Source organism: Rhodococcus sp. P-2 (genome assembly GCF_016598535.1).
GTDB lineage: Bacteria > Actinomycetota > Actinomycetes > Mycobacteriales > Mycobacteriaceae > Rhodococcus_F > Rhodococcus_F baikonurensis.
Genome location: NZ_CP066779.1, coordinates 3924611 through 3944354 on the forward strand (window position 1 = coordinate 3924611; position 19744 = coordinate 3944354).

The 19744-nt window shown below is 65.3% G+C and carries 14 protein-coding genes and 1 tRNA gene; 9 read left to right on the forward strand and 6 right to left on the reverse strand.

All coding sequences use genetic code 11. The features are described 5' to 3' along the window. Nucleotides 1–7 precede the first annotated feature (7 nt). Nucleotides 8–655: an isochorismatase family protein gene (locus tag I7X09_RS18600; protein ID WP_200313259.1), complete on the reverse strand. Its 648-nt coding sequence runs from the start codon at nucleotides 653–655 to the stop codon at nucleotides 8–10. Continuing rightward, on the reverse strand, nucleotides 652–1917 hold the full coding sequence (locus I7X09_RS18605) for a nicotinate phosphoribosyltransferase (RefSeq protein ID WP_442800600.1): 1266 nt from the start codon (nucleotides 1915–1917) through the stop codon (nucleotides 652–654). The genes I7X09_RS18600 and I7X09_RS18605 overlap by 4 nt, the downstream gene beginning before the upstream one ends. A gap of 196 nt (nucleotides 1918–2113) precedes the next feature. Here I7X09_RS18605 and clpS point away from each other — a divergent pair, with 196 nt between their 5' ends. The 7 genes from clpS (at nucleotide 2114) to rdgB (ending at nucleotide 7194) form a co-directional block, all read left to right on the forward strand. Further along, the gene (clpS, locus tag I7X09_RS18610) at nucleotides 2114–2425 is read left to right on the forward strand and encodes an ATP-dependent Clp protease adapter ClpS (protein WP_029255695.1); all 312 of its coding nucleotides are present in this window, start codon (nucleotides 2114–2116) and stop codon (nucleotides 2423–2425) included. Between the two features lie 55 nt (nucleotides 2426–2480). Beyond that, complete coding sequence (gene aosR, locus I7X09_RS18615; protein WP_003945318.1) at nucleotides 2481–3071, forward strand: oxidative stress transcriptional regulator AosR; 591 nt, start codon at nucleotides 2481–2483, stop codon at nucleotides 3069–3071. Beyond that, nucleotides 3068–4135 (forward strand): P1 family peptidase, encoded by a 1068-nt coding sequence (locus I7X09_RS18620; RefSeq protein ID WP_200313261.1) that lies wholly within the window; start codon nucleotides 3068–3070, stop codon nucleotides 4133–4135. Before aosR ends, I7X09_RS18620 begins: the two co-directional genes overlap by 4 nt. A 93-nt stretch (nucleotides 4136–4228) precedes the next feature. Then, nucleotides 4229–4888 carry a rhomboid family intramembrane serine protease gene (locus I7X09_RS18625; protein WP_200313262.1) on the forward strand — a complete coding sequence of 220 codons (660 nt, stop codon included), beginning with the start codon at nucleotides 4229–4231 and terminating at the stop codon, nucleotides 4886–4888. Between the two features lie 97 nt (nucleotides 4889–4985). Beyond that, nucleotides 4986–5744, forward strand: coding sequence for a cyclic nucleotide-degrading phosphodiesterase (locus I7X09_RS18630; protein WP_166813671.1), 759 nt, complete (start codon nucleotides 4986–4988; stop codon nucleotides 5742–5744). 52 nt (nucleotides 5745–5796) lie between these two features. After that, nucleotides 5797–6582 (forward strand): ribonuclease PH, encoded by a 786-nt coding sequence (gene rph, locus I7X09_RS18635; protein ID WP_003945332.1) that lies wholly within the window; start codon nucleotides 5797–5799, stop codon nucleotides 6580–6582. A 3-nt stretch (nucleotides 6583–6585) separates the two neighbouring features. After that, nucleotides 6586–7194 carry an RdgB/HAM1 family non-canonical purine NTP pyrophosphatase gene (rdgB, locus tag I7X09_RS18640; RefSeq protein ID WP_095973031.1) on the forward strand — a complete coding sequence of 203 codons (609 nt, stop codon included), beginning with the start codon at nucleotides 6586–6588 and terminating at the stop codon, nucleotides 7192–7194. Between the two features lie 62 nt (nucleotides 7195–7256). Here the strand turns inward: rdgB and I7X09_RS18645 are convergent, their stop codons facing one another. Further along, complete coding sequence (locus tag I7X09_RS18645; protein WP_003945334.1) at nucleotides 7257–7637, reverse strand: DUF3817 domain-containing protein; 381 nt, start codon at nucleotides 7635–7637, stop codon at nucleotides 7257–7259. Then, complete coding sequence (locus I7X09_RS18650) at nucleotides 7634–8041, reverse strand: hypothetical protein (RefSeq protein ID WP_021333455.1); 408 nt, start codon at nucleotides 8039–8041, stop codon at nucleotides 7634–7636. Before I7X09_RS18650 ends, I7X09_RS18645 begins: the two co-directional genes overlap by 4 nt. Nucleotides 8042–8334: 293 nt before the next feature. On the opposite strand from I7X09_RS18650, the gene I7X09_RS18655 reads away from it, so the two are divergent. After that, nucleotides 8335–9054 (forward strand): aspartate/glutamate racemase family protein, encoded by a 720-nt coding sequence (locus I7X09_RS18655; RefSeq protein ID WP_200313263.1) that lies wholly within the window; start codon nucleotides 8335–8337, stop codon nucleotides 9052–9054. A 56-nt stretch (nucleotides 9055–9110) separates the two neighbouring features. Here the strand turns inward: I7X09_RS18655 and I7X09_RS18660 are convergent. Both I7X09_RS18660 and I7X09_RS18665 read right to left on the reverse strand, forming a co-directional pair. After that, a tRNA-Leu gene (locus tag I7X09_RS18660) sits at nucleotides 9111–9192 on the reverse strand. A 73-nt stretch (nucleotides 9193–9265) separates the two neighbouring features. Then, nucleotides 9266–9982, reverse strand: coding sequence for a hypothetical protein (locus I7X09_RS18665; RefSeq protein ID WP_200313264.1), 717 nt, complete (start codon nucleotides 9980–9982; stop codon nucleotides 9266–9268). Nucleotides 9983–10401: 419 nt separating this feature from the next. Between I7X09_RS18665 and I7X09_RS18670 the strand changes: the two genes are divergently transcribed. Next, a complete protein-coding gene (locus I7X09_RS18670) occupies nucleotides 10402–19743 on the forward strand; it encodes a type I polyketide synthase (protein ID WP_200313265.1) in 9342 nt (3113 codons plus the stop codon). Nucleotide 19744 lies beyond the last annotated feature (1 nt).

The window sequence follows — 19744 nt, forward strand, 5'->3', positions numbered from 1 at the left end:
ACGAAGGTTAATGGATCCCTACGTCAGAAACGTCCACGGATGATTCCCGGGGTAGTTCCCCGGCATTCGAGTCTTCTTCCGACGACGCCTCGTCTCGCCCGATCAGCTGCACTCCCGCCTCCTGCATCTGCACCAATGCCGACTCGATCGTGGCGGTCGACACACCAGCGGTGAAGGGGAGAAGAACTGTAGTGGCGAACCCCGCGCGCGCGGCGTCGACGGCCGTGGCCTTGACACAGTGATCCGTGGCGATGCCGATCACGTCGACGTCGGTGATCTCGTGGTCGCGGAGCCAGTCCTCGAGCGTCGTGCCGTCCTCGGTTACTCCCTCGAAACCGGAATAGGCCGCGCTGTAGGCGCCCTTGGAGAAGATCGCCGAACCGGCGACAGAGGCGTCGAACGCGGGATGGAACTCGGCGCCGGCTGTCCCGACGACGCAGTGAACCGGCCAACTGTCGACGAAGTCGGGAGTCTCGGAGAAATGCGCCCCAGGGTCGATGTGAAAATCGCGAGTCGTGACTACGGCGTCGTACTCGTGGGAGTTGACGAAATCGTTGACGGCCGCTGCAACCGCAGCACCGCCGTCGACAGCGAGAGCGCCACCTTCGCAGAAATCATTTTGAACGTCGACGACGATCAGTGCTTTTGCACTCACCGGTGCTCACCTCCGGAGAATCGAACGGGCACTGCCGAGTCTCCGCGCGAGAGCTTGAGTCCTTCCCACGGCAGGCTCACGAGCCCAGCCTTCAGAACTGCGCGGCTCTCTTCGAGCGTCGGTGCGCTCTCGACGACTTTGCCTTCGCGAACCAACGGGATCAACAATTCGGTCGCGCCGTCCGCCTCGGAAACCGGAGCGGGCGAGCCGGCGGGGTAGATGACTTCCTCGACGATCGTTCCGGTTGGACGCAGCACGCGCAGTGCCTTCTTGGCGCCGCCACGAGATGCCTTGTTGGTGCTTCTCTTCTCGACGGCGATCCCGTCCACCTCGACCAACTTGTAGACCATGCCCGCTGTGGGCGCGCCCGATCCGGTGACCAGCGAAGTGCCGACGCCGTACGAGTCGACGGGTTCGGCCCGCAGGGCCGCGATGGCGTACTCGTCCAGGTCGCCGGAGACGACGATGCGCGTCTTGGTGGCACCGAGGTCGTCGAGTTGTTGGCGTACCTGGCGAGCCAGGACGCCGAGATCACCGGAATCGATGCGAACTCCGCCCAGTTCGGGACCGGCAACGGCGACAGCCGTTTTCACACCCTCGGTGATGTCGTAGGTGTCCACCAACAAGGTGGTGGACACGCCCAGAGCGGCGACTTGACCGCGGAATGCCGCAGCCTCGTCCGGACCGTCCTCGGTGGTGTGCAGGAGAGTGAAAGCGTGTGCACTGGTACCTGCGCTGGGTACGTCGTGACGCCGCGCGGCTTCGAGGTTGGAGGTGGCGTCGAACCCGGCGAGATAGGCGGCACGTGAAGCGGCGACGGCTGCCTGTTCGTGTGTGCGACGCGAGCCCATCTCGATCATTCGTCGGCCACCCGCTGCGCTCACCATGCGGGCTGCGGCCGAAGCGATCGCGCTGTCGTGGTTGAGGATCGAGAGAATCAAGGTTTCGAGGATGACGCACTCGGCGAAAGTTCCGCGGACCGAGAGAATCGGTGATCCGGGGAAGTAGAAGTCGCCCTCGCGGTAGCCGTCGATGTCACCGGAGAATCGATAGTTGCGCAGCCACTCGACCGTCGTGTCGTCAAGGAATTTCGCAACGATCGCCAGTTCCGGTTCACCGAACCGGAACTGCTCGAGTGCGTCGAGCAGGCGTTCGGTACCGGCGACGACGCCGTAGCGACGACCGTCGGGCAGCCGCCGTGCGAATACCTCGAAACTGCAGTTACGGAAGGCAGATCCGTCGGCGAGAGCCGCCGAGAGCATGGTCAGTTCGTACTGATCGGTGAGCAGTGCGGTGCTGGCACCGGCGTCGCGGATGTCAGAAATTTGCGTAGGCACGCACACAACTCTATGCGCGAGACGACGTGGGTGGGTGTTGTCGCCTCTCGTCGCGCCGTACCCTGGATACATGGTTTTCGGCGGCGCGACCGTGTCCGGCACTTACTCGGCGAACGTAACGATGAGAGGCGCTACGGCTTCCTCTCCTCAAGCCACGCCCGAGCAGTCGGAGGCTGTGGCGACCATCGAAGCCGCCGATCGGCCCTGGGTGACCATCGTCTGGGACGACCCGGTCAATCTCATGCACTACGTGACCTACGTGTTCCAGAAGTTGTTCGGTTACAGCAAAGCCAAGGCCACCGACCTGATGATGCAGGTCCATTCGGAGGGCAAGGCCGTGGTCTCGAGCGGATCGCGCGACAAGATGGAGGCCGATGTCCGTCGCCTCCACGCGGCCGGTCTCTGGGCCACGATGCAACGCGACGACACCTGAGAAAAGCCCTTTTCGACCGATTTGTTCGCCTAACTCGTAGACGGGAGTCCGACGCGTGCGGACGTGGAGTAGGAAGAGTTCACTTGGCGGAGTCAAGTTCAAGTCCGAGATGGACGGCCACGAGGCGGCAGTTCTGCGCTCGCTCGTGGAGTCGGTGACCGGGCTTCTCGACGAGCGTGCGTCTTCGGCGCCGCAGGACGAGCTCGCCGCGCTGACGGGCCTTCGCACCGGAAATTCGGAGACCCCGGACAATCCGGTGTTGGCACGTTTGCTTCCCGACTTCCAGCGCACCGATCCGGACAAGGTCGCTCCGGACAGTGACGATCTCGACGACGCGGGTGCCAATGTCAACGGTGCGCTGCGAAGTTTGCACGAGCCCGAGATCATCGACGCCAAACGTGAGTCCGCTCGAATGCTGTTGGCTTCGCTTCCCGAGGCAGGCGGCAAGGTCGTTCTCACGCAGGAACAGGCCGACGCCTGGCTGTCCTCGCTCAACGACGTCCGTCTCGCGCTCGGCACCAATCTCGGCATCGACGCCGACACCCCGGAGAGCCTCGAACCCGACGACCCGCGAGCCCCGCATCTCGACGTCTATCACTGGTTGACGTGGATGCAGGACTCCCTCGTCCAGGCGCTCATGCCATGACCACGACGCGGACCGGGCCCACTGATTCACTGACAGATGTCGCCGGCCTCGCAGTCGGCCATCACCACAAACTCGACGAGGGCGCCACACTCGGAAGCGGCGCGGCCACCGGCTGCACGGTCGTGCTCGCGTCGGCCGGTGTGGTGGCGGGGGTCGATGTCCGCGGCGGCGGTCCGGGTACCCGCGAGACCGACCTGCTCGACCCGAGCCATTCGGTTCAGCAGGTCAATGCCGTGCTGTTGACCGGCGGCAGTGCATACGGACTTGCCGCGGCTGACGGAGTGATGCGCTGGCTCGAGGAACACGATCACGGGATCGCGATGGGGGCTCCTGGTCAGGTCGTACCGATCGTGCCCGGCGCCGTGATCTTCGATCTGCCGGTTGGCGACTGGAACGTTCGTCCGACCGGAGACTTCGGATTCCTCGCTGCCGACACCGCTTCGCGCGAATTCGCCACGGGCACGGTCGGCGCCGGGGTAGGTGCCAGAGCCGGAGCGCTCAAAGGCGGCGTGGGAACGGCCAGCGTCGTGATCGCCGACGGCCCCGCCGAGGGGACGACGGTCTCCGCCTTGATCGTGGCCAATCCGGTGGGTTCGGTCTTCGATCCGCGAACAGGTTTGCCGTGGGGCGTCGGCTCGGACGGCGCGGAATCTTTCGGACTCAGGCCTCCCGACGCGTCCGAACTCGCGGCAGCCAACGCCGTCGCGGCCAAGGGAACCGTCCTCAACACCACGATCGGTGTGGTCGCCACCGACGCCGCCCTGACCAAAGCCGGGTGCCGACGCGTCGCTGTCGCAGGTCACGACGGTCTGGCTCGTGCGATTCGGCCCGCACATTCGCCGCTCGACGGCGACACGATCTTCGCCCTCGCTACCGGTGATCACAAGCCGAATTCGGAGATCGCGGTTCCGGCCGCCTTCCCGAACGATCTGCCCGTACTCGACGCGGTGTGCGCAGCTTCGGCGCAGGTGGTCGAACGTGCGATCGTCACAGCGATTCTGGACGCCACGTCGGTGGCCGGAATCCCGAGCTACCGCGAACTCTTCCCGTCCGCATTTCTCTAGGCAGCACTCCTGGTGTCGGCGGTAATCTCGAATTGAGCCTGGTCGCCAGTGAGCGAATCAGAAAAACCGGATCGACGGTGGAGGACGCACACGATGACGATGGATTTCAACAATCCGGACTTCGGCACCCGGACGCCGGCACCGAAATCCGGTCCGCCCTCGGTGTGGAAGCAGTCGGCCGTATTGGTGGGCGGCTTCGCGATCCTGCTCTACGTGATCGAGATCGTGGATGTCATCTCCGGTCAGAATGTTCAGAATGCCGGCGTCACCCCGCGCACGCTCGACGGTCTGTGGGGAATCCTGTTCGCCCCGGTACTTCACGACGACTGGGGCCACCTGATCGCCAACACCATTCCGGTGCTGATTCTCGGATACCTCGTGCTGGTGACGGGAATCGCGCGCGGACTCGCGGCGACCGGCATCATCTGGGTGATCGGCGGTGTCGGGACCTGGTTGTTCGCCGGCTCGAACTCGAAGCACGTGGGTGCGTCCGTGCTGATCTTCGGCTGGGTCACCTACCTGCTGGTGCGCGGGTTCTTCACGCGCAGCTTCACCCAGATCCTGATCGGCGTTGCTGTTTTCGTCGTGTACGGCGGAGTGCTGTGGGGCGTACTGCCGAGCGATCCACGGGTTTCCTGGCAAGGACATCTGTTCGGAGCGATCGGCGGCGTGGTGGCCGCGTGGGCGCTGACGTCGGGGGAGAGGGCCAAGCGCGCAGGGTCGACGCCGGCCGTTCGACCACCGAGTTTCTGAACGGACGTGGGTCACACCCTCACTGCGGTGTGACTTCGACGCGCCAAAACCACCAAGAGCTTTTTCCCAGACGGGTAGACGTGGCAGCATGACCGGTATGCGCATGACCGTCCTGGGGTGTTCCGGCAGCGTCACGGGTCCGGATTCACCGGCTTCGGGATACCTGCTCACGGCACCGGGAACTCCGCCGCTCGTGATCGACTTCGGCCCGGGAGTTCTTGGGGCGTTGCAGCGATACGCCGATCCGGGCGAGGTGACGATCCTGCTTTCGCACCTTCATGCGGACCACTGTCTGGACATGCCCGGCCTGCTCGTCTGGCGTCGCTATCACCCCAACCCGCCGGTCGGACGGGCTCTGGTTTACGGCCCCACCGACACCGCGTGCCGCATCGGAGTGTCCTCCGCCGAGTGCGCCGGCGAGATGGACGACATCTCCGACACCATCGACGTCCGGCTCTGGGCCGAGAACGATCCGGTGACGTTCGGAGAACTGAGCGTCGTCGCCCGTCGGATGAATCATCCACCCGAGGCTTATGGATTCCGGATCACCGGCGCCGACGGCCGCGTGCTCGTCTATACAGGCGACACCGGTATGTGCGACAACGTCGTCGAACTCGCGCGTGGTGCAGACGTGTTGCTCTCCGAAGCGTCGTGGACCGACAGCCCCGATCGACCTGAGGGAGTCCATCTCTCCGGCAAGGAAGCCGGCCGTGTGGCTGCGCTCGCCGGCGTCAAGGAACTTCTCCTCACCCACATCCCGCCGTGGACATCGCGTGAAGACGTGATCGCCGAAGCGAAATCCGAATTCTCCGGACCGGTTCATGCCGTCTCCGCCGGAAGTGTCTACGACATCTGATTCCCCTCACATTCGATGCAGCGCCGACCGGGCGACCGCTAGGCTCACGAAGGTGACTACACGAGAAGACGGTAGGGCGGACGACGAGCTCCGCACGGTCAAGATCACCCGCGGGTTCACCAGTCATCCGGCCGGATCCGTTCTGGTCGAGTTCGGGAACACACGCGTCATGTGCACGGCCAGTGTCGAAGAAGGTGTACCCCGCTGGCGCAAGGGCTCCGGCTTGGGTTGGCTGACAGCCGAATACGCGATGCTTCCGGCCGCCACGCACACACGCAGTGGCCGCGAATCGGTCAAGGGCAAGGTCGGCGGACGCACGCAGGAGATCAGTCGACTCATCGGCCGGTCACTTCGGGCGTGCATCGATCTCGCGGCAATCGGTGAGAACACCATCGCCCTCGACTGTGATGTCCTCCAAGCCGACGGTGGCACTCGCACCGCGGCAGTGACGGGGGCATACGTAGCCCTGGTCGACGCCGTGACGTACCTGCGCGCAGCCGACCTGCTTTCCGACCCACAGCCCATCTCGTGTGGCATAGCGGCCGTCAGCGTCGGCGTCGTGGACGGACGAGTTCGTCTCGACCTTCCGTACGAAGAGGATTCGCGTGCCGAGGTCGACATGAATGTCGTGGCCACCGATACCGGCACGCTGGTGGAAATTCAAGGAACCGGTGAGGGCGCCACCTTCCCGCGCTCGACGCTGGACAAGCTGCTCGACTCCGCTCTGGCGGGTTGTGAGCAACTTTTCGAGATACAGCGTCAGGCGTTGGCCGAGCCGTATCCCGGGGTGCTCCCCGAACCGAAGAATCCGGAACCCAAGAAGAAGTTCGGTGCCTGAGCTGTGAGCGTACGAGTATTGGTTGCCAGCCGAAATGCCAAGAAACTGAAGGAACTTCATCGAGTTCTCGACGCCGCCGGAGTCAACGGAATCGAACTGGTCGGGCTCGACGAGGTTCCGCCGTTCCCCGAAGCCCCCGAGACCGGAGCGACGTTCGAGGAGAATGCGCTCGCCAAAGCCCGTGACGGGGCCGCTGCAACCGGAATGGCTTGCATCGCAGATGATTCCGGTGTCGAGATCGATGCACTCAACGGTATGCCGGGTGTGCTGTCCGCGCGGTGGTCGGGCACTCACGGGAACGACGGCGCGAACACCGCTCTGGTACTGGCTCAGCTGGGGGACGTGCCCGACGAGCGGCGGGGCGCGGCATTCGTCTCCGCCTGTGCACTGGTGATCCCCGGCGGCGACGAGACTGTCGTGCGCGGCGAATGGCGCGGGGTGATCGGCCGAGAACCGGCCGGCGACGGCGGATTCGGATACGACCCCATCTTCCGTCCGGACGGCGACACCCGCTCGGCCGCAGAACTCACCCCGGCCGAAAAGGATGCGGCGTCACATCGAGGGCGCGCGCTCGTACAGCTCGTTCCGGCATTGGCCGCACTGGCCGGCTGAACCGAATCCGAAAAGTAGAGCCCTGAACGCGTCTGCGTTCAGGGCTCTACTTTTCGACACTCTCAGAGCTGATAAGCCTGCTTCACCTGGGCGGTTCGCTTGTGCTCGAACACGAACGACAGGAAGGGGATCGTGCCGGCGAGCGCAGTGGCAACCGTCGTCCCGGGCTTCCACCGGGCCTTGATCGCCAAGTCGATCGTGAACACGAGGTAGAGCATGTAGAACAGGCCGTGGATCTGACCGATGTAGAACAACCACGACGGTGCGTCCGCGGAATTGTCGAGAATCAGGTACTTGTAGACCATCTCACCGGTCAGGAACAGCAGCCAGAGGCCGGTGATCCAGGCGAGGACGCGGTATCGGACCAGCGCCGACGCAACCTTCTTCTGTTTTTCTGCGTTGACTGCGGGGGTAGCGATGCTCGCTTCCGAACCGGTACTCACGTCGTGCTCCTATCGGACTCGCGAGCGGCGAGCTGCGCAAGGTAGTCGTTGTATTCCAGCATTTGGCGGGCTTCAGGATCGTCGACGTCGAGGTTCACATCGTCGAACTCGGCCTGCGGGCGTTGCGGCAAGAGGTCGGCGGGAATCTCACGCGGCTCCGCGGCGGCTTCCTCGGCCTCGGCCTCTTCGGGGTCCACGTCTTCGAGCTGAACGAACTTGCGATACGCGTACACGACAAACGCCGCGAACAGCGGCCACTGGAACGCGTACCCGAGATTCTGTCCGGACCCTCCGACGGCTTCGAAGCGCTCCCACTGCCACCAGCCGAGCGCGAGGCAGCCGGCGGCTGACACGATGACCAGCAGAATCAGCGCAGGTCGGCGTTTCGTAGCGTTCTTGGACACACTAAGACGGTACCTGAGAGCTATAGTGCCTCGCCCTGCGATCTCCGACACGGTGTCGTAGAGGCCGTGCCACGGCGTGTCGTAGAGGCCGTGCCACGGCGTGTCGTAGAGGCCGTGCCACGGCGTGTCGTAGAGGCCGTGCCACGGCGTGTCGTAGGAGCCGTGCCACGGCGTGTCGAAGAAGCTGCATGTGCGCTACGCCCATCCTCGACCGCACCGTCGGGCATTGAACACATTCTCCCGGCTGAACTGCATCGATAACCTCGGGCGTATCCGACAACAGGGGAGCGTTCATGCACATCAGAGTGATTCGTCCGGTCATCGACACCACACTCACGCCTGCTGTGACAGCCGAGGTGGAGCACTGGGCAGCGCCCGGTACGAGGGTCGACGTCGTTTCGCTGCGTTCCGGAACGGAGAGCATCGAGAGTGAGTACGACGAGGCGCTGGCCGGCCCCGGGATCGTGCAGAGGGTAGAAGAGGCGGCCGCTGACGGCGTCGACGGTGTATTCATCACGTGTTTCGCCGATCCCGGAGTGCATGCCGCCCGAGAGATCATCGACGCACCGGTGGTCGGCGGCTTCGAGCCGTCCTTCCTGACGGCGGTGAGTCTGGGCGATCGGGTCGGCGTCGTGACCATCCTGCCCAATGTCGTGCCGATGCTTCGATCGCTCACTCGGCGATACGGGCTGGACAATCGGCTGGGCAGTATTCGTGTCGTGGACATGCCGGTGCTCGGACTCACCGATCGGGAGGTTCTGATCGATCGACTGGCCGATCAGGCGTCTGCGGCCGTGGAGAACGGGGAGGCGGACTCCATTGTTCTCGGTTGTACCGGCATGCTCGGTGTGACCGGCGCAGTCCGAGACAGGCTGCATGACACAGGGATTCATGTTCCAGTTGTGGATCCGACGGCAGCCGCGATCACGTGGTTGGAGAGCTCGGTCCGTCTGGGGCTGACGCCGAGTCGGACGACGTACATGACTCCACCGGTCAAGGATCGAAAGCGCTGAACGTGATCAAGAACTGAAAAGCCCCGCCGGATCAGATCCGGCGGGGCTCTTCGTTGTGCGCGAGGGGGGACTTGAACCCCCACGTCCTGAGACACTGGAACCTAAATCCAGCGCGTCTGCCAATTCCGCCACTCGCGCGCGGAATTCAAAGGATACGCGAGTGGAATCGCTCGCGGGAACACCACCCTGGTCGGGATGTGCCCGCCTGCTCTCAGGCCGATTCGGCGAGCGGATCCGCTGCCGGCGAGGTGGTGGTTTTCTTCGATCGGCGCGGTTGTTCAGCGGTGCGTTGATACCGCCACGCAGCGTGGGTGAGTGTCCGAACATCGACGTCGAGGTGTTCCGACACCGCAACAAGCAATTCGGTTGCGTCGGTGCTCGACAACAATTCCTCGCTGCTGCTCGCCTCGGTGGCGAACCGTGCAAGCAGATCTTTCGAGGCTGCCGACAACTTCCCGGACAAGAACACCAGCGTCTCGAAGGTCCTGGGGCCGAGGCCCGGAACGGAGACGACTGCCGAGCGGAGGCTTTCGGTGTCCTCGACGTCGGCACTGGACCGGCAACCGGCGTCGACGAGCGCCTTGGCTGCGCGAGCTACACCTTCGGCTTTGGTGGAGTAGTTGCCCGGCACGCGCTGGCGATTGCCGAGAACCGTTGCGAGTTCGTCGCCACGGTCGGTGAAGGCGGCGAGAGCGGACAGGTTGTCGAGATGTTCGCCGGCGGTTACCGAGCGGTGTGTGCGCCAACGGTCGACGACGGCGTGGACTCCGGTCTTCGGCGTTCCGTAGGCGGCGCGCGACGAGAAGATCGCGTCGAGAAGGGCGGCTTCGGACTCGCGCGGCCAACCCTGATTCCAATGCGGCCACGCCTCGCGCGGAAGTTCGGCGGCGATGAATTCGACCGCTCTGGCTACGTCTGTGTCTTTCATGATTTCTCCCCCCGAGAAGTTGTCCTGTGTGGACGCGCTGAACGTAGCGAGAGGGTCCGACAGATTGTGGCCGCGAACGCACGGGATCGGTCGTCCGTCAAGGAGGTCACGAATTGGTAACAATAAATATGAGGGGTTCCTCAGGTTTCTGAAAATCCCGGTAACAGTCCCAGGCAGGGCGTTCGCGACCTACTCACGAGTCACTTTCTCGAAGTCTCGTGAGGAAAATCACGGCCCCGAAAGTCCAGATTTCCAGGGCGCCGACAAACGTGAGGAAATCCTCATGATTCTGTGTAAACCTTGTCTTGCACGAACGCCCTGACTCCGTCGATTCTCTCGACGAATTCGCGAGCACTTCAGCCGGGCAGCACACCGCAAATCCCACCTCGCCGCAGAGGTGACCAGGAGAGGACGTACGCGTGACGATCGATGACACGACACCTACAGGAAACGGACGCGACTCGAAGGGTGGGCGCCGTTTCGGCGTCGATGGGGGACAGTCCCGCACGACCAGTAAAGGTGCCCTCGTCGATTCGCTGAACAACGGCGTTTCCTACGCAATCGCTTTCGGTGGTCAGGGCGCTCCCTGGCTCACCTCGCTCGAGGAGCTCAGCCGTGACAACGGCCTGGAGCCCGTTCTGACCGATCTGGTCAACGACGCAGCCGCACGCCTCACGCCCGTTGCACAGGATCTTCTCGTGGTTCGCCCGGTCGGGTTCGATCCGATCGCGTGGATGCTCGAAGCCGAGATCGTCGACGAAGAAGAAGGCGAGAAGTCGGCGGGTCCGTCCGCTGCAGCGCTCACCGCAGCTCCGGTGTCACTCCCCGGCGTCTTCCTCACGCAGCTTGCGGCGTTGCGTGCACTCTCCGCTCAGGGTCTGGATGTAGCCGGTAACCCGCCAGCCGCCGTCATCGGCCACTCGCAGGGTCTTCTGGCCACGGCTGCCGTAGCCGCGCAGGGCAACGACGACGGTGAGCTCCTCGCCGTCGCGCAGCTCGTCGGCGCCGCTGCCAGCCTCGTCGGCCGTCGCCGTGGCGTCATCGCCGGCGCCTCCGCGAAGCCGATGGTTGCGGTTTCGGGCGTCGATCCCGAGCGTCTCGCTGCCATCGTCGCCGAGCTTGCCGAGGGTGTGGCGCCCGAGCGCGCGGCTGTCCTCGCTATTCGCAACGGCCGTCGCCGCGTCGTCCTTGCCGGGCCGCCCGCTCAGCTGGCACGCGTGCAAGAACGCTGCGAGCAGATCGAAGCCGAAGAAGCCCGTGAGCGTGAGGGCAAGAAGCGTGGCGGTTCCGTCTTCGCTCCGTCCTTCGATCCGCTCGACACCGAAATCGGCTTCCACCACCCCGCATTGGCCGAGGCCGTCGAACTTGTCGGCAGCTGGGCAACCCGTTGCGGTCTCGACGCGGACCGTGCGCGTGAACTTGCGCAGGGTGTCCTCGTCGATCCGGTCGACTGGGTCGAGGCTGTCGACGGCGCAATCTCCGCCGGCGCCAAGTGGATTCTCGATCTCGGACCCAGCGATCAGCTGACCCGTATGACGTCCTCTTCGCTGCGTGGACAGGGCATCGGCATCATTGCCGCCGCCACCCGTGGTGGACACCGCAATCTGCTCACTCCCGGCGCTGCGCCCGAGGTCTCACGTTCGTGGTCCGAGTTCGCGCCGAAGCCCGTTGCGCTTCCCGGCGGCCGCATCGGCGTCGAGACCGCGTTCACGAAGCTGACCGGTCGTTCGCCCATCCTGCTCGCAGGCATGACGCCGACGACGGTCGACGCCAAGATCGTCGCCGCGGCAGCCAATGCCGGTCACTGGGCCGAGCTTGCCGGTGGTGGACAGGTCACCGAGGAGATCTTCGAAGACCGTGTCGCAGAGCTGAAGATGCTGCTCGAGCCGGGCCGCGCGGTCCAGTTCAACTCCTTGTTCCTCGACCCGTACCTGTGGAAGCTGCAGCTCGGTGGCAAGCGTCTGGTGCAGCGTGCCCGTACTGCCGGTGCTCCCATCGACGGCGTCATCGTCACCGCCGGTATCCCGGAACTCGAAGAGGCCGTTGCCCTCATCGACGAGCTGTCCGAGATCGGGATCACCAACATCGCGTTCAAGCCCGGCACCGTGGCGCAGATCCGTTCCGTGATCCGTATCGCCAACGAGGTTCCGAACTTCCCGGTCATCGTCCACATCGAAGGTGGCCGCGCCGGTGGACACCACTCGTGGGAAGACCTCGACGACCTGCTCCTCGACACGTACGCCGAGCTGCGTACACGTCCGAACCTGGTCATCTGCGTCGGCGGTGGCATCGGAACACCGGAGCGCGCAGCCGATTACCTGACCGGCCGCTGGTCTGCCGCGGCCGGTTTCCCGGCCATGCCCGTCGACGGCATCCTGGTCGGCACCGCAGCCATGGCGACTCTCGAGGCCACCACCTCTCCCGAGGTCAAGCAGCTTCTCGTCGACACACCCGGTACGCCGGACTGGGTCGGTGCCGGTACCGCTGAAGGTGGAATGGCCTCGGGCCGTAGCCAGCTCGGTGCCGACATCCACGAAATCGACAACGCGGCTTCGCGTACCGGACGCCTCCTCGACGAGGTTGCCGGTGATTCCGAGGCAGTGGCCGAGCGCCGCGAGGAGATCATCGCCGCCCTCGACGTCACCGCCAAGCCGTACTTCGGCGACGTCGAGACCATGACGTACGCGCAGTGGCTGCGTCGCTACCTCGAGCTGACCGTCGGCATCGACGCCGCGAAGGAATTCGACTGCGGCGCAGATCTTCAGGACGCCATCGTCGAGGCGACCTCGAGCCCGTGGCTCGACATCACCTGGCGTGCTCGCTTCGGTGAGATGCTCCAGCGCACCGAGGCGCGTCTGCACCCGGTCGACCGCGGCCCGATTCCCACGCTGTTCGGCGACGCCGAGACTCTCGAGCGCCCCGAGGCTGCGATCTGCGCACTGCAGGCGTCGTACCCGGACTACTCGACGACCGTTCTGCATCCCGCAGACGTCTCGTTCTTCATCTCGCTGTGCAAGACGCCGGGCAAGCCGGTCAACTTCGTTCCCGTCGTCGACGGTGACGTGCGTCGTTGGTGGCGCAGCGACTCCCTGTGGCAGGCTCACGATCCCCGCTACACCGCCGATCAGGTTTGCGTCATCCCCGGCACCGTTGCCGTCGCAGGCATCACCCGTGTCGACGAGCCGGTCGGTGACCTGCTCGATCGCTTCGAGAAGGCCACCTACGACGAATTGGTCGCTGCCGGAACCACTCCGATTGCACTCGCGAGCCGTCGCCACCAGGATTCCGCACCCGGACTTCTCGACGCCGTCCTCTCGGCTCCCGACCTCCAATGGGCCGGCCGCCTGACCCAGAACCCCGTCCGCCGTCTCGGCGACCTCGACGAGTGGAGTGCAGAGTCTGCCGACAAGGCAGTTCACGGCACCACCGGTTCCAGTCTGACCGTCGTCGATTCCTCGCACGTGCTGCTTTCGGTTCCGTTGGTGGCAGACAAGTCCGTCGACATCACGATCACGATCCCCGAGTCCGTCGTCGACGGCGGCGCTCCGGTCGTCACCGAGGCAGACGCCGAAGGTGCGATGTCCGCGCTGCTGGCAGTTGCTGCCGGACAGGAACTTCCGGCAGTCAAGAACGGCAAGGCCCGCCTCAACGTCGCGTGGGTTCCCGATCGAATCGCCGATCACGCCGGTGTCACAGGTTCCGGCCTGCCCGCCACGCTCAGTGTCAGCGGCAAGGCTGTTCCGGACGTCGTCGTCGGAGCATGCTGGCCCGCCGTCTTCGCGGTCCTCGGCGCAGCCAAGCTCGACAGTCTTTCCGTCATCGAAGGCATGCTCGACCTGGTCCACCTCGACCACACCGTCGACTTCGTCGGTGAGCTGCCGTCCGAGACAAGCATTCTCGTCGTCAACGCCGAGGTCGCCTCGGTTCTCGACACCGACCTCGGTCGCGTCGTCGAGGTCAAGGTCGAGGTCGGTGCCATGCTCGGCGAGGGCCTCGACGCCCCCGCAGTCGTCACCATGACCGAGCGTTTCGCGATCCGCGGACGCACCGGCGCAGGCGAACTCGCCGACCCGGCTCGCGCCGGTGGATCGATCAGCGACGCGGCTGTCGACACCTCGCGTCGTCGTCGCCGTGACGCGAAGATCCTCGCGCCGGTCAGCATGGGCGCCTTCGCTCAGGTTTCCGGTGACCACAACCCGATTCACACCTCCGACAACGCCGCTCTGCTGGCCGGCCTCGGAACCCCGATCGTGCACGGCATGTGGCTCTCCGCCGCAGCGCAGCAGGTTGTCACCGCAGTCGACCCGGCCGAGACCCGCGTCCCGCCGCGCCGCCTGACCGCCTGGACCGCCCGCTTCCTCGGGATGGTTCGCCCCGGCGCCGAGATCGACGTCCGCGTCGATCGTGTCGGTATCGACCAGGGTGCCGAAATCGTCGAGGTCGGCTGCCGCATCGACGGTGAACTGGTCATGGTTGCCACCGGCCGCACCGCTGCGCCGAAGACCGTCTACGCCTTCCCCGGCCAGGGCATCCAGCGCCCGGGCATGGGCCTCGACGCTCGGGCTCGCTCCAAGGCCGCCCGCGACGTCTGGGAGCGCGCGGACAAGCACACCCGCAAGGCACTCGGATTCTCGATTCTCGCTGTCGTGCGCGACAACCCGGTGACCGTCAAGGCCCGTGGTGTCGAGCACAGGCATCCCGACGGTGTCCTGCACCTGACGCAGTTCACCCAGGTGGCCATGGCCGTTCTCGGTGTTGCCCAGGTTGCCGAGCTGCGCGAGTCCGGAACCTTCATCGAAGATTCCCTTCTGGCCGGTCACTCGGTTGGTGAGTACAACGCACTCGCTGCCGTCGCCGAGGTCTTCCCGCTCGAAGCACTTCTCGAGGTCGTCTTCCAGCGTGGCTCTGCGATGCACCAGCTCGTTCCCCGCGACGAAGCCGGACGCTCCGACTACCGCATGGCCGCTATTCGCCCGTCGCAGATCGGTGTTTCCGACGACGACGTGCAGGACTTCGTCGCCGGTGTGGCCGAGGCTTCCGGAGAGTTCCTCGAAATCGTCAACCTGAACCTGCGCGGCAGCCAGTACGCCATTGCCGGTTCGGTAGCCGGTCTCGACGCTCTCGAGGTCGAAATTGACCGTCGTCGAGCAGAATTCGGTGGCAAGCGGGCATACATCCAGGTCCCCGGCATCGACGTGCCGTTCCACTCCACGGTCCTTCGCGGCGGTGTGGCGGACTTCCGCGTGTGCCTGCAGGACTTGCTCCCGCACGACATCGACCCGGACATCCTGATCGGCCGCTACATCCCGAACCTGGTTCCGAAGCCGTTCTCACTGCGTCGCGACTTCGTTCAGGAAATCGCCGACCTGGTGCCGTCCGAGCCGCTGCTGGAAGTCCTCGCAGACTTCGACAGCTATGCAACGCGCACTCACGAGTTGTCCCGCATCATCCTGATCGAGCTGCTGGCTTGGCAGTTCGCCAGCCCGGTCCGTTGGATCGAGACGCAGGACTTGCTCTTCAGCGACGAGTCCGAAGGTGGACTCGGAGTCGAGCGCTTCGTCGAGATCGGCCTCGGCGCTGCCCCGACCGTGGCGAACCTCGCGTCGCAGACCCTCAAGCTGCCGGGTCGCTTCGGCTACCCGGTCGAGGTTCTCAACGTCGAACGCGAAGCCGCGATCGTCTACGGCACCGACGTCGACCCCGCTGTCGATGACGACGACGAGATCGAAGCCCCTGCCGCGCAGGCCGCGCCGACCGCCGCAGCCGCTGCTCCGGTTGCCGCTGCCGCTCCCGCTGCACCCTCGGGCGGACCGCGTCCGGATGACCTCACCTTCAAGGCACCGGATGCCACGAAGGTCCTGATCAGCCTGTGGACCAAGCTCCGTCCCGATCAGGTCGGCCCCGCCGACACGATCGAGGCACTGTGCGACGGCGTCTCCTCGCGTCGTAACCAGCTTCTGGTCGACCTCGGCTCCGAGCTGTCCCTCGGCGCCATCGACGGTGCCGCGGATGCCGACATGGGCTCCTTGGGAGCAACCGTCGACAAGCTCGCCCGTACGTACAAGCCGTTCGGACCGGTGCTCTCCGATTCGATCAACGATCACCTGCGCAAGGTCTTCGGCCCCTCGGGCAAGCGTCCCGGCTACATCGCCGACCGCGTCAAGAAGGTCTGGGAACTGGGCGACGGCTGGGCACACCACGTCACCGCAGCAGTGGCTCTCGGCACCCGCGACGGCGCCAGCATCCGCGGCGGCGACCTCGGTGGCCTGAGCTCCGGCGCACTGGCCGACGCTGCAGCAGTGGACGCAGTCATCGACAGCGCAGTTGCCTCGGTCGGCTCTGCTCGCGGAGTCAGCGTCTCGCTGCCGGCCACCGGTGGCGGAAGCGGCGGAACCGTCGACGCAGCCGCTCTGGGCGAGTTCACCGAGAACATCACGGGCCGCAACGGCGTTCTGGCCTCGGCCGCCCGCCTGGTGCTCGAGCAGCTCGGACTGAACGAAGAAGCAGCAGTCGCGACGGTCGAGGACACCGAACTGGTCGACCTGGTCTCGGCTGAACTCGGCTCCGACTGGCCGCGTCTGGTTGCTCCGGCATTCGACGCGCAGAAGGCGGTCCTGCTCGACGACCGTTGGGCAAGTGCGCGTGAGGATCTCGCTCGCATCTGGATCCGGTCGAGCGAAGCGAGGGGTGGTGTCTCAGGTGACACCGCGTTGTCGGTCGAGAACTTCATCGGTGCCGGTTCCACTGTCGCCGCACAGGCGAAGTGGTGGGCCACCCGCGCGACCGACGAAGGCCGCACGGCGCTCGCCGAGGTCTACACCCGCATCGCTGATGCGGCTGCGGCGGCAGAATCCGACGCACCTGAGTGGGCAGGCGAGGTCGCAGTAGTGACCGGCGCCAGCAAGGGCTCCATCGCGGCAGCGGTCACGGGCAAGCTCCTTGCCGGTGGCGCAACGGTATTCGTGACCACCTCGCGACTCGACGGTCAGCGCCTCGGCTTCTACCGCGACCTGTACCGCGAGAACGCTCGCGCCGGTGCAGCCCTCTGGGTGGTTCCCGCGAACATGGCGTCGTACACCGACGTCGACGCACTGATCGACTGGATCGGCAACGAGGCCACCGAGAACGCAGGTGGCGCAAAGAAGCTCATCAAGCCGGCCATGACGCCGACGATGCTCTTCCCGTTCGCAGCTCCCCGTGTCGGCGGTGAACTCTCCGACGCCGGCGCTCGCGCCGAAATGGAAATGCGCGTGCTGCTCTGGTCGGTGGAGCGTCTCATCGGCGGTCTGTCGAAGATCGGTTACGACAGCGACGTCGACACCCACCTGCACGTAGTGCTGCCCGGTTCGCCGAACCGCGGAACGTTCGGCGGCGACGGTGCTTACGGTGAGGCCAAGGCTTCGCTGATCGCCGTGGTCAACCGTTGGAAGGCCGAGCGCAACTGGGCCGAGCGGGTGACGTTGGCACACGCGGTCATCGGTTGGGTTCGCGGAACCGGTCTCATGGGTCACAACGATCCGATCGTCGACGCAGTCGAAGCTGCGGGCGTCCGCACCTGGTCCACCCAGGAGATGGCCACCCAACTGCTGAAGACGGCAACCCGCGAATCGCGACGCGCCGCTGCAGAGGCTCCGCTCGAGGTCGACCTGACCGGCGGACTGTCCGAGGCCAACCTGGATCTGGGTGCTTTGGCCAAGGAAGCTGCCGAGGTGGCCGAGATCGCCGAAGCCGTTGACGAAGCCGTCGACGAGTCCAGCATCCTGGCGTTGCCGGCACCGGCTCGTCTCGACGACTCGGTCAAGGCTCCGAGCTGGCCCGAACTGGACGTCACTCCCGCGGACCTCGTGGTCATCGTGGGTGCCGGAGAGCTCGGACCCTACGGTTCCTCACGTACCCGCTTCGAGATGGAGGTCGACGAGCAGCTCTCTGCCGCAGGCGTTCTCGAATTGGCGTGGAACACCGGACTCATCGTCTGGGAGAACGATCCCAAGCCGGGTTGGTACGACGTCGAATCCGGCGACCTGGTACCCGAGGCGGAAATCGCGGACAAGTACCACGATGCAGTCGTCGAGCGTTGCGGCATCCGTCGTTACGTCGACGAGGGCGCGATGATCGACAACACCGCTCCGCTGCTCACCTCGGTGTTCCTGGACAAGGATCTGAGCTTCGTGGTCGGCAGTGAGGCAGAGGCGCAGGCCTTCGTCGAATCCGATCCGGAGAACACGACGGCCACGGTTTCCGCCGAGTCCGGCGACTGGACGGTCACTCGCCGCGCAGGCACCGAGATCCGCGTCCCGCGCAAGATGAAGCTGACTCGTAGTGTCGGCGGCCAGATCCCGACCAACTTCGACGTCACCAAGTGGGGCATCCCCGCCGACATGGCGGATTCGGTCGACCGCGTCGGACTCTGGAACATCGTCGCAACGGTGGACGCCTTCCTTACCGGCGGCTTCACTCCGAGCGAACTGCTCCGTTGGGTACACCCGAGCCTGGTCGCCAACACGCAGGGCACCGGCATGGGCGGCATGACCTCCATGAGGAGCCTGTACATCGACACGCTGCTCGGCGAGAACCGTCCGAACGACATCCTGCAGGAAGCGCTGCCGAACGTCATTGCAGCGCACGTCGTTCAGTCGTACGTCGGCGGTTACGGCGCGATGGTTCACCCCGTCGCAGCCTGCGCCACGGCAGCAGTATCCGTCGAAGAAGGCGTCGACAAGATCCGACTCGGCAAGGCGCAGTTGGTTGTTGCCGGCGGGTTCGACGATCTGAGCACGGAAGGCATCATCGGCTTCGGTGACATGTCGGCCACTGCCAAGACCGAGGACATGCACGCCAAGGGCATCGAGGATCGCCGCTTCTCGCGGGCCAACGATCGTCGCCGCGGCGGCTTCGTCGAGTCGGCCGGTGGCGGAACGATTCTCCTCGCTCGTGGTGACCTGGCGCTCGAGATGGGTCTGCCCGTCCTCGGTGTGGTCGCCTGGGCCGGATCGTTCGCCGACGGTGTCCACACCTCGATCCCGGCACCGGGACTCGGAGCACTGGGCGCCGGACGCGGGGGAGCGGATTCGCAGCTCGCACTCTCGCTCAACGCTCTCGGCGTGAGCGCCGACGACATCGCCGTGATCTCCAAGCACGACACCTCCACGGCCGCCAACGATCCCAACGAGGCAGAGCTGCACGAGCGCCTCGCCGGGGCATTGGGACGCAGTGAAGGTGCGCCGATGTTCGTGGTCTCGCAGAAGAGCCTGACCGGTCACGCCAAGGGCGGTGCCGCAGCCTTCCAGTTGATCGGGCTCTGCCAGGTATTGAGCCAGGGCATCGTCCCGCCGAACCGCAGCCTCGACTGCGTCGACGACAAGATGGCCGAGTTCGAGCACCTCGTGTGGGCACGTCAGCCGCTCAAGTTCGGTGATCAGCTTCCGCTGCGCGCCGGTCTGCTGACCAGCCTCGGCTTCGGTCACGTCTCCGGACTGATCGCCGTCGTGCACCCGCAGGCATTCGTCGAGTCGGTTCCGGCCGACAAGCGTGCGGACTACGTTGCTGCGGCGCAGCAGCGGACGATCGACGGTCAGCGTCGCCTCGCCAAGGCGATGTGCGGTGGCGACAGCCTCTACGAGCGGCCTGCGGATCGTCGTCTCGGTGCCGACGGAACGCCGGCCAAGGCGTCGCGTCAGCTCGAAGCGGACATGCTGCTGAGCGAGGACGCACGACTCGGCGCAGACCAGGTGTATCGCTCGAATCTGCCCGGCTGCAAGTAAT

What these genes read in the sequence shown, in the direction of transcription:
- I7X09_RS18625 (WP_200313262.1), top strand. Translation starts at nt 4,229, where the DNA reads ATGACGATGGATTTCAACAATCCGGACTTCGGCACCCGGACGCCGGCA.
- I7X09_RS18655 (WP_200313263.1), top strand. Translation starts at nt 8,335, where the DNA reads ATGCACATCAGAGTGATTCGTCCGGTCATCGACACCACACTCACGCCT.
- I7X09_RS18605 (WP_442800600.1), bottom strand. Translation starts at nt 1,917, where the DNA reads ATGCTCTCGGCGGCTCTCGCCGACGGATCTGCCTTCCGTAACTGCAGT.
- I7X09_RS18630 (WP_166813671.1), top strand. Translation starts at nt 4,986, where the DNA reads ATGCGCATGACCGTCCTGGGGTGTTCCGGCAGCGTCACGGGTCCGGAT.
- clpS (WP_029255695.1), top strand. Translation starts at nt 2,114, where the DNA reads ATGAGAGGCGCTACGGCTTCCTCTCCTCAAGCCACGCCCGAGCAGTCG.
- I7X09_RS18620 (WP_200313261.1), top strand. Translation starts at nt 3,068, where the DNA reads ATGACCACGACGCGGACCGGGCCCACTGATTCACTGACAGATGTCGCC.
- I7X09_RS18665 (WP_200313264.1), bottom strand. Translation starts at nt 9,982, where the DNA reads ATGAAAGACACAGACGTAGCCAGAGCGGTCGAATTCATCGCCGCCGAA.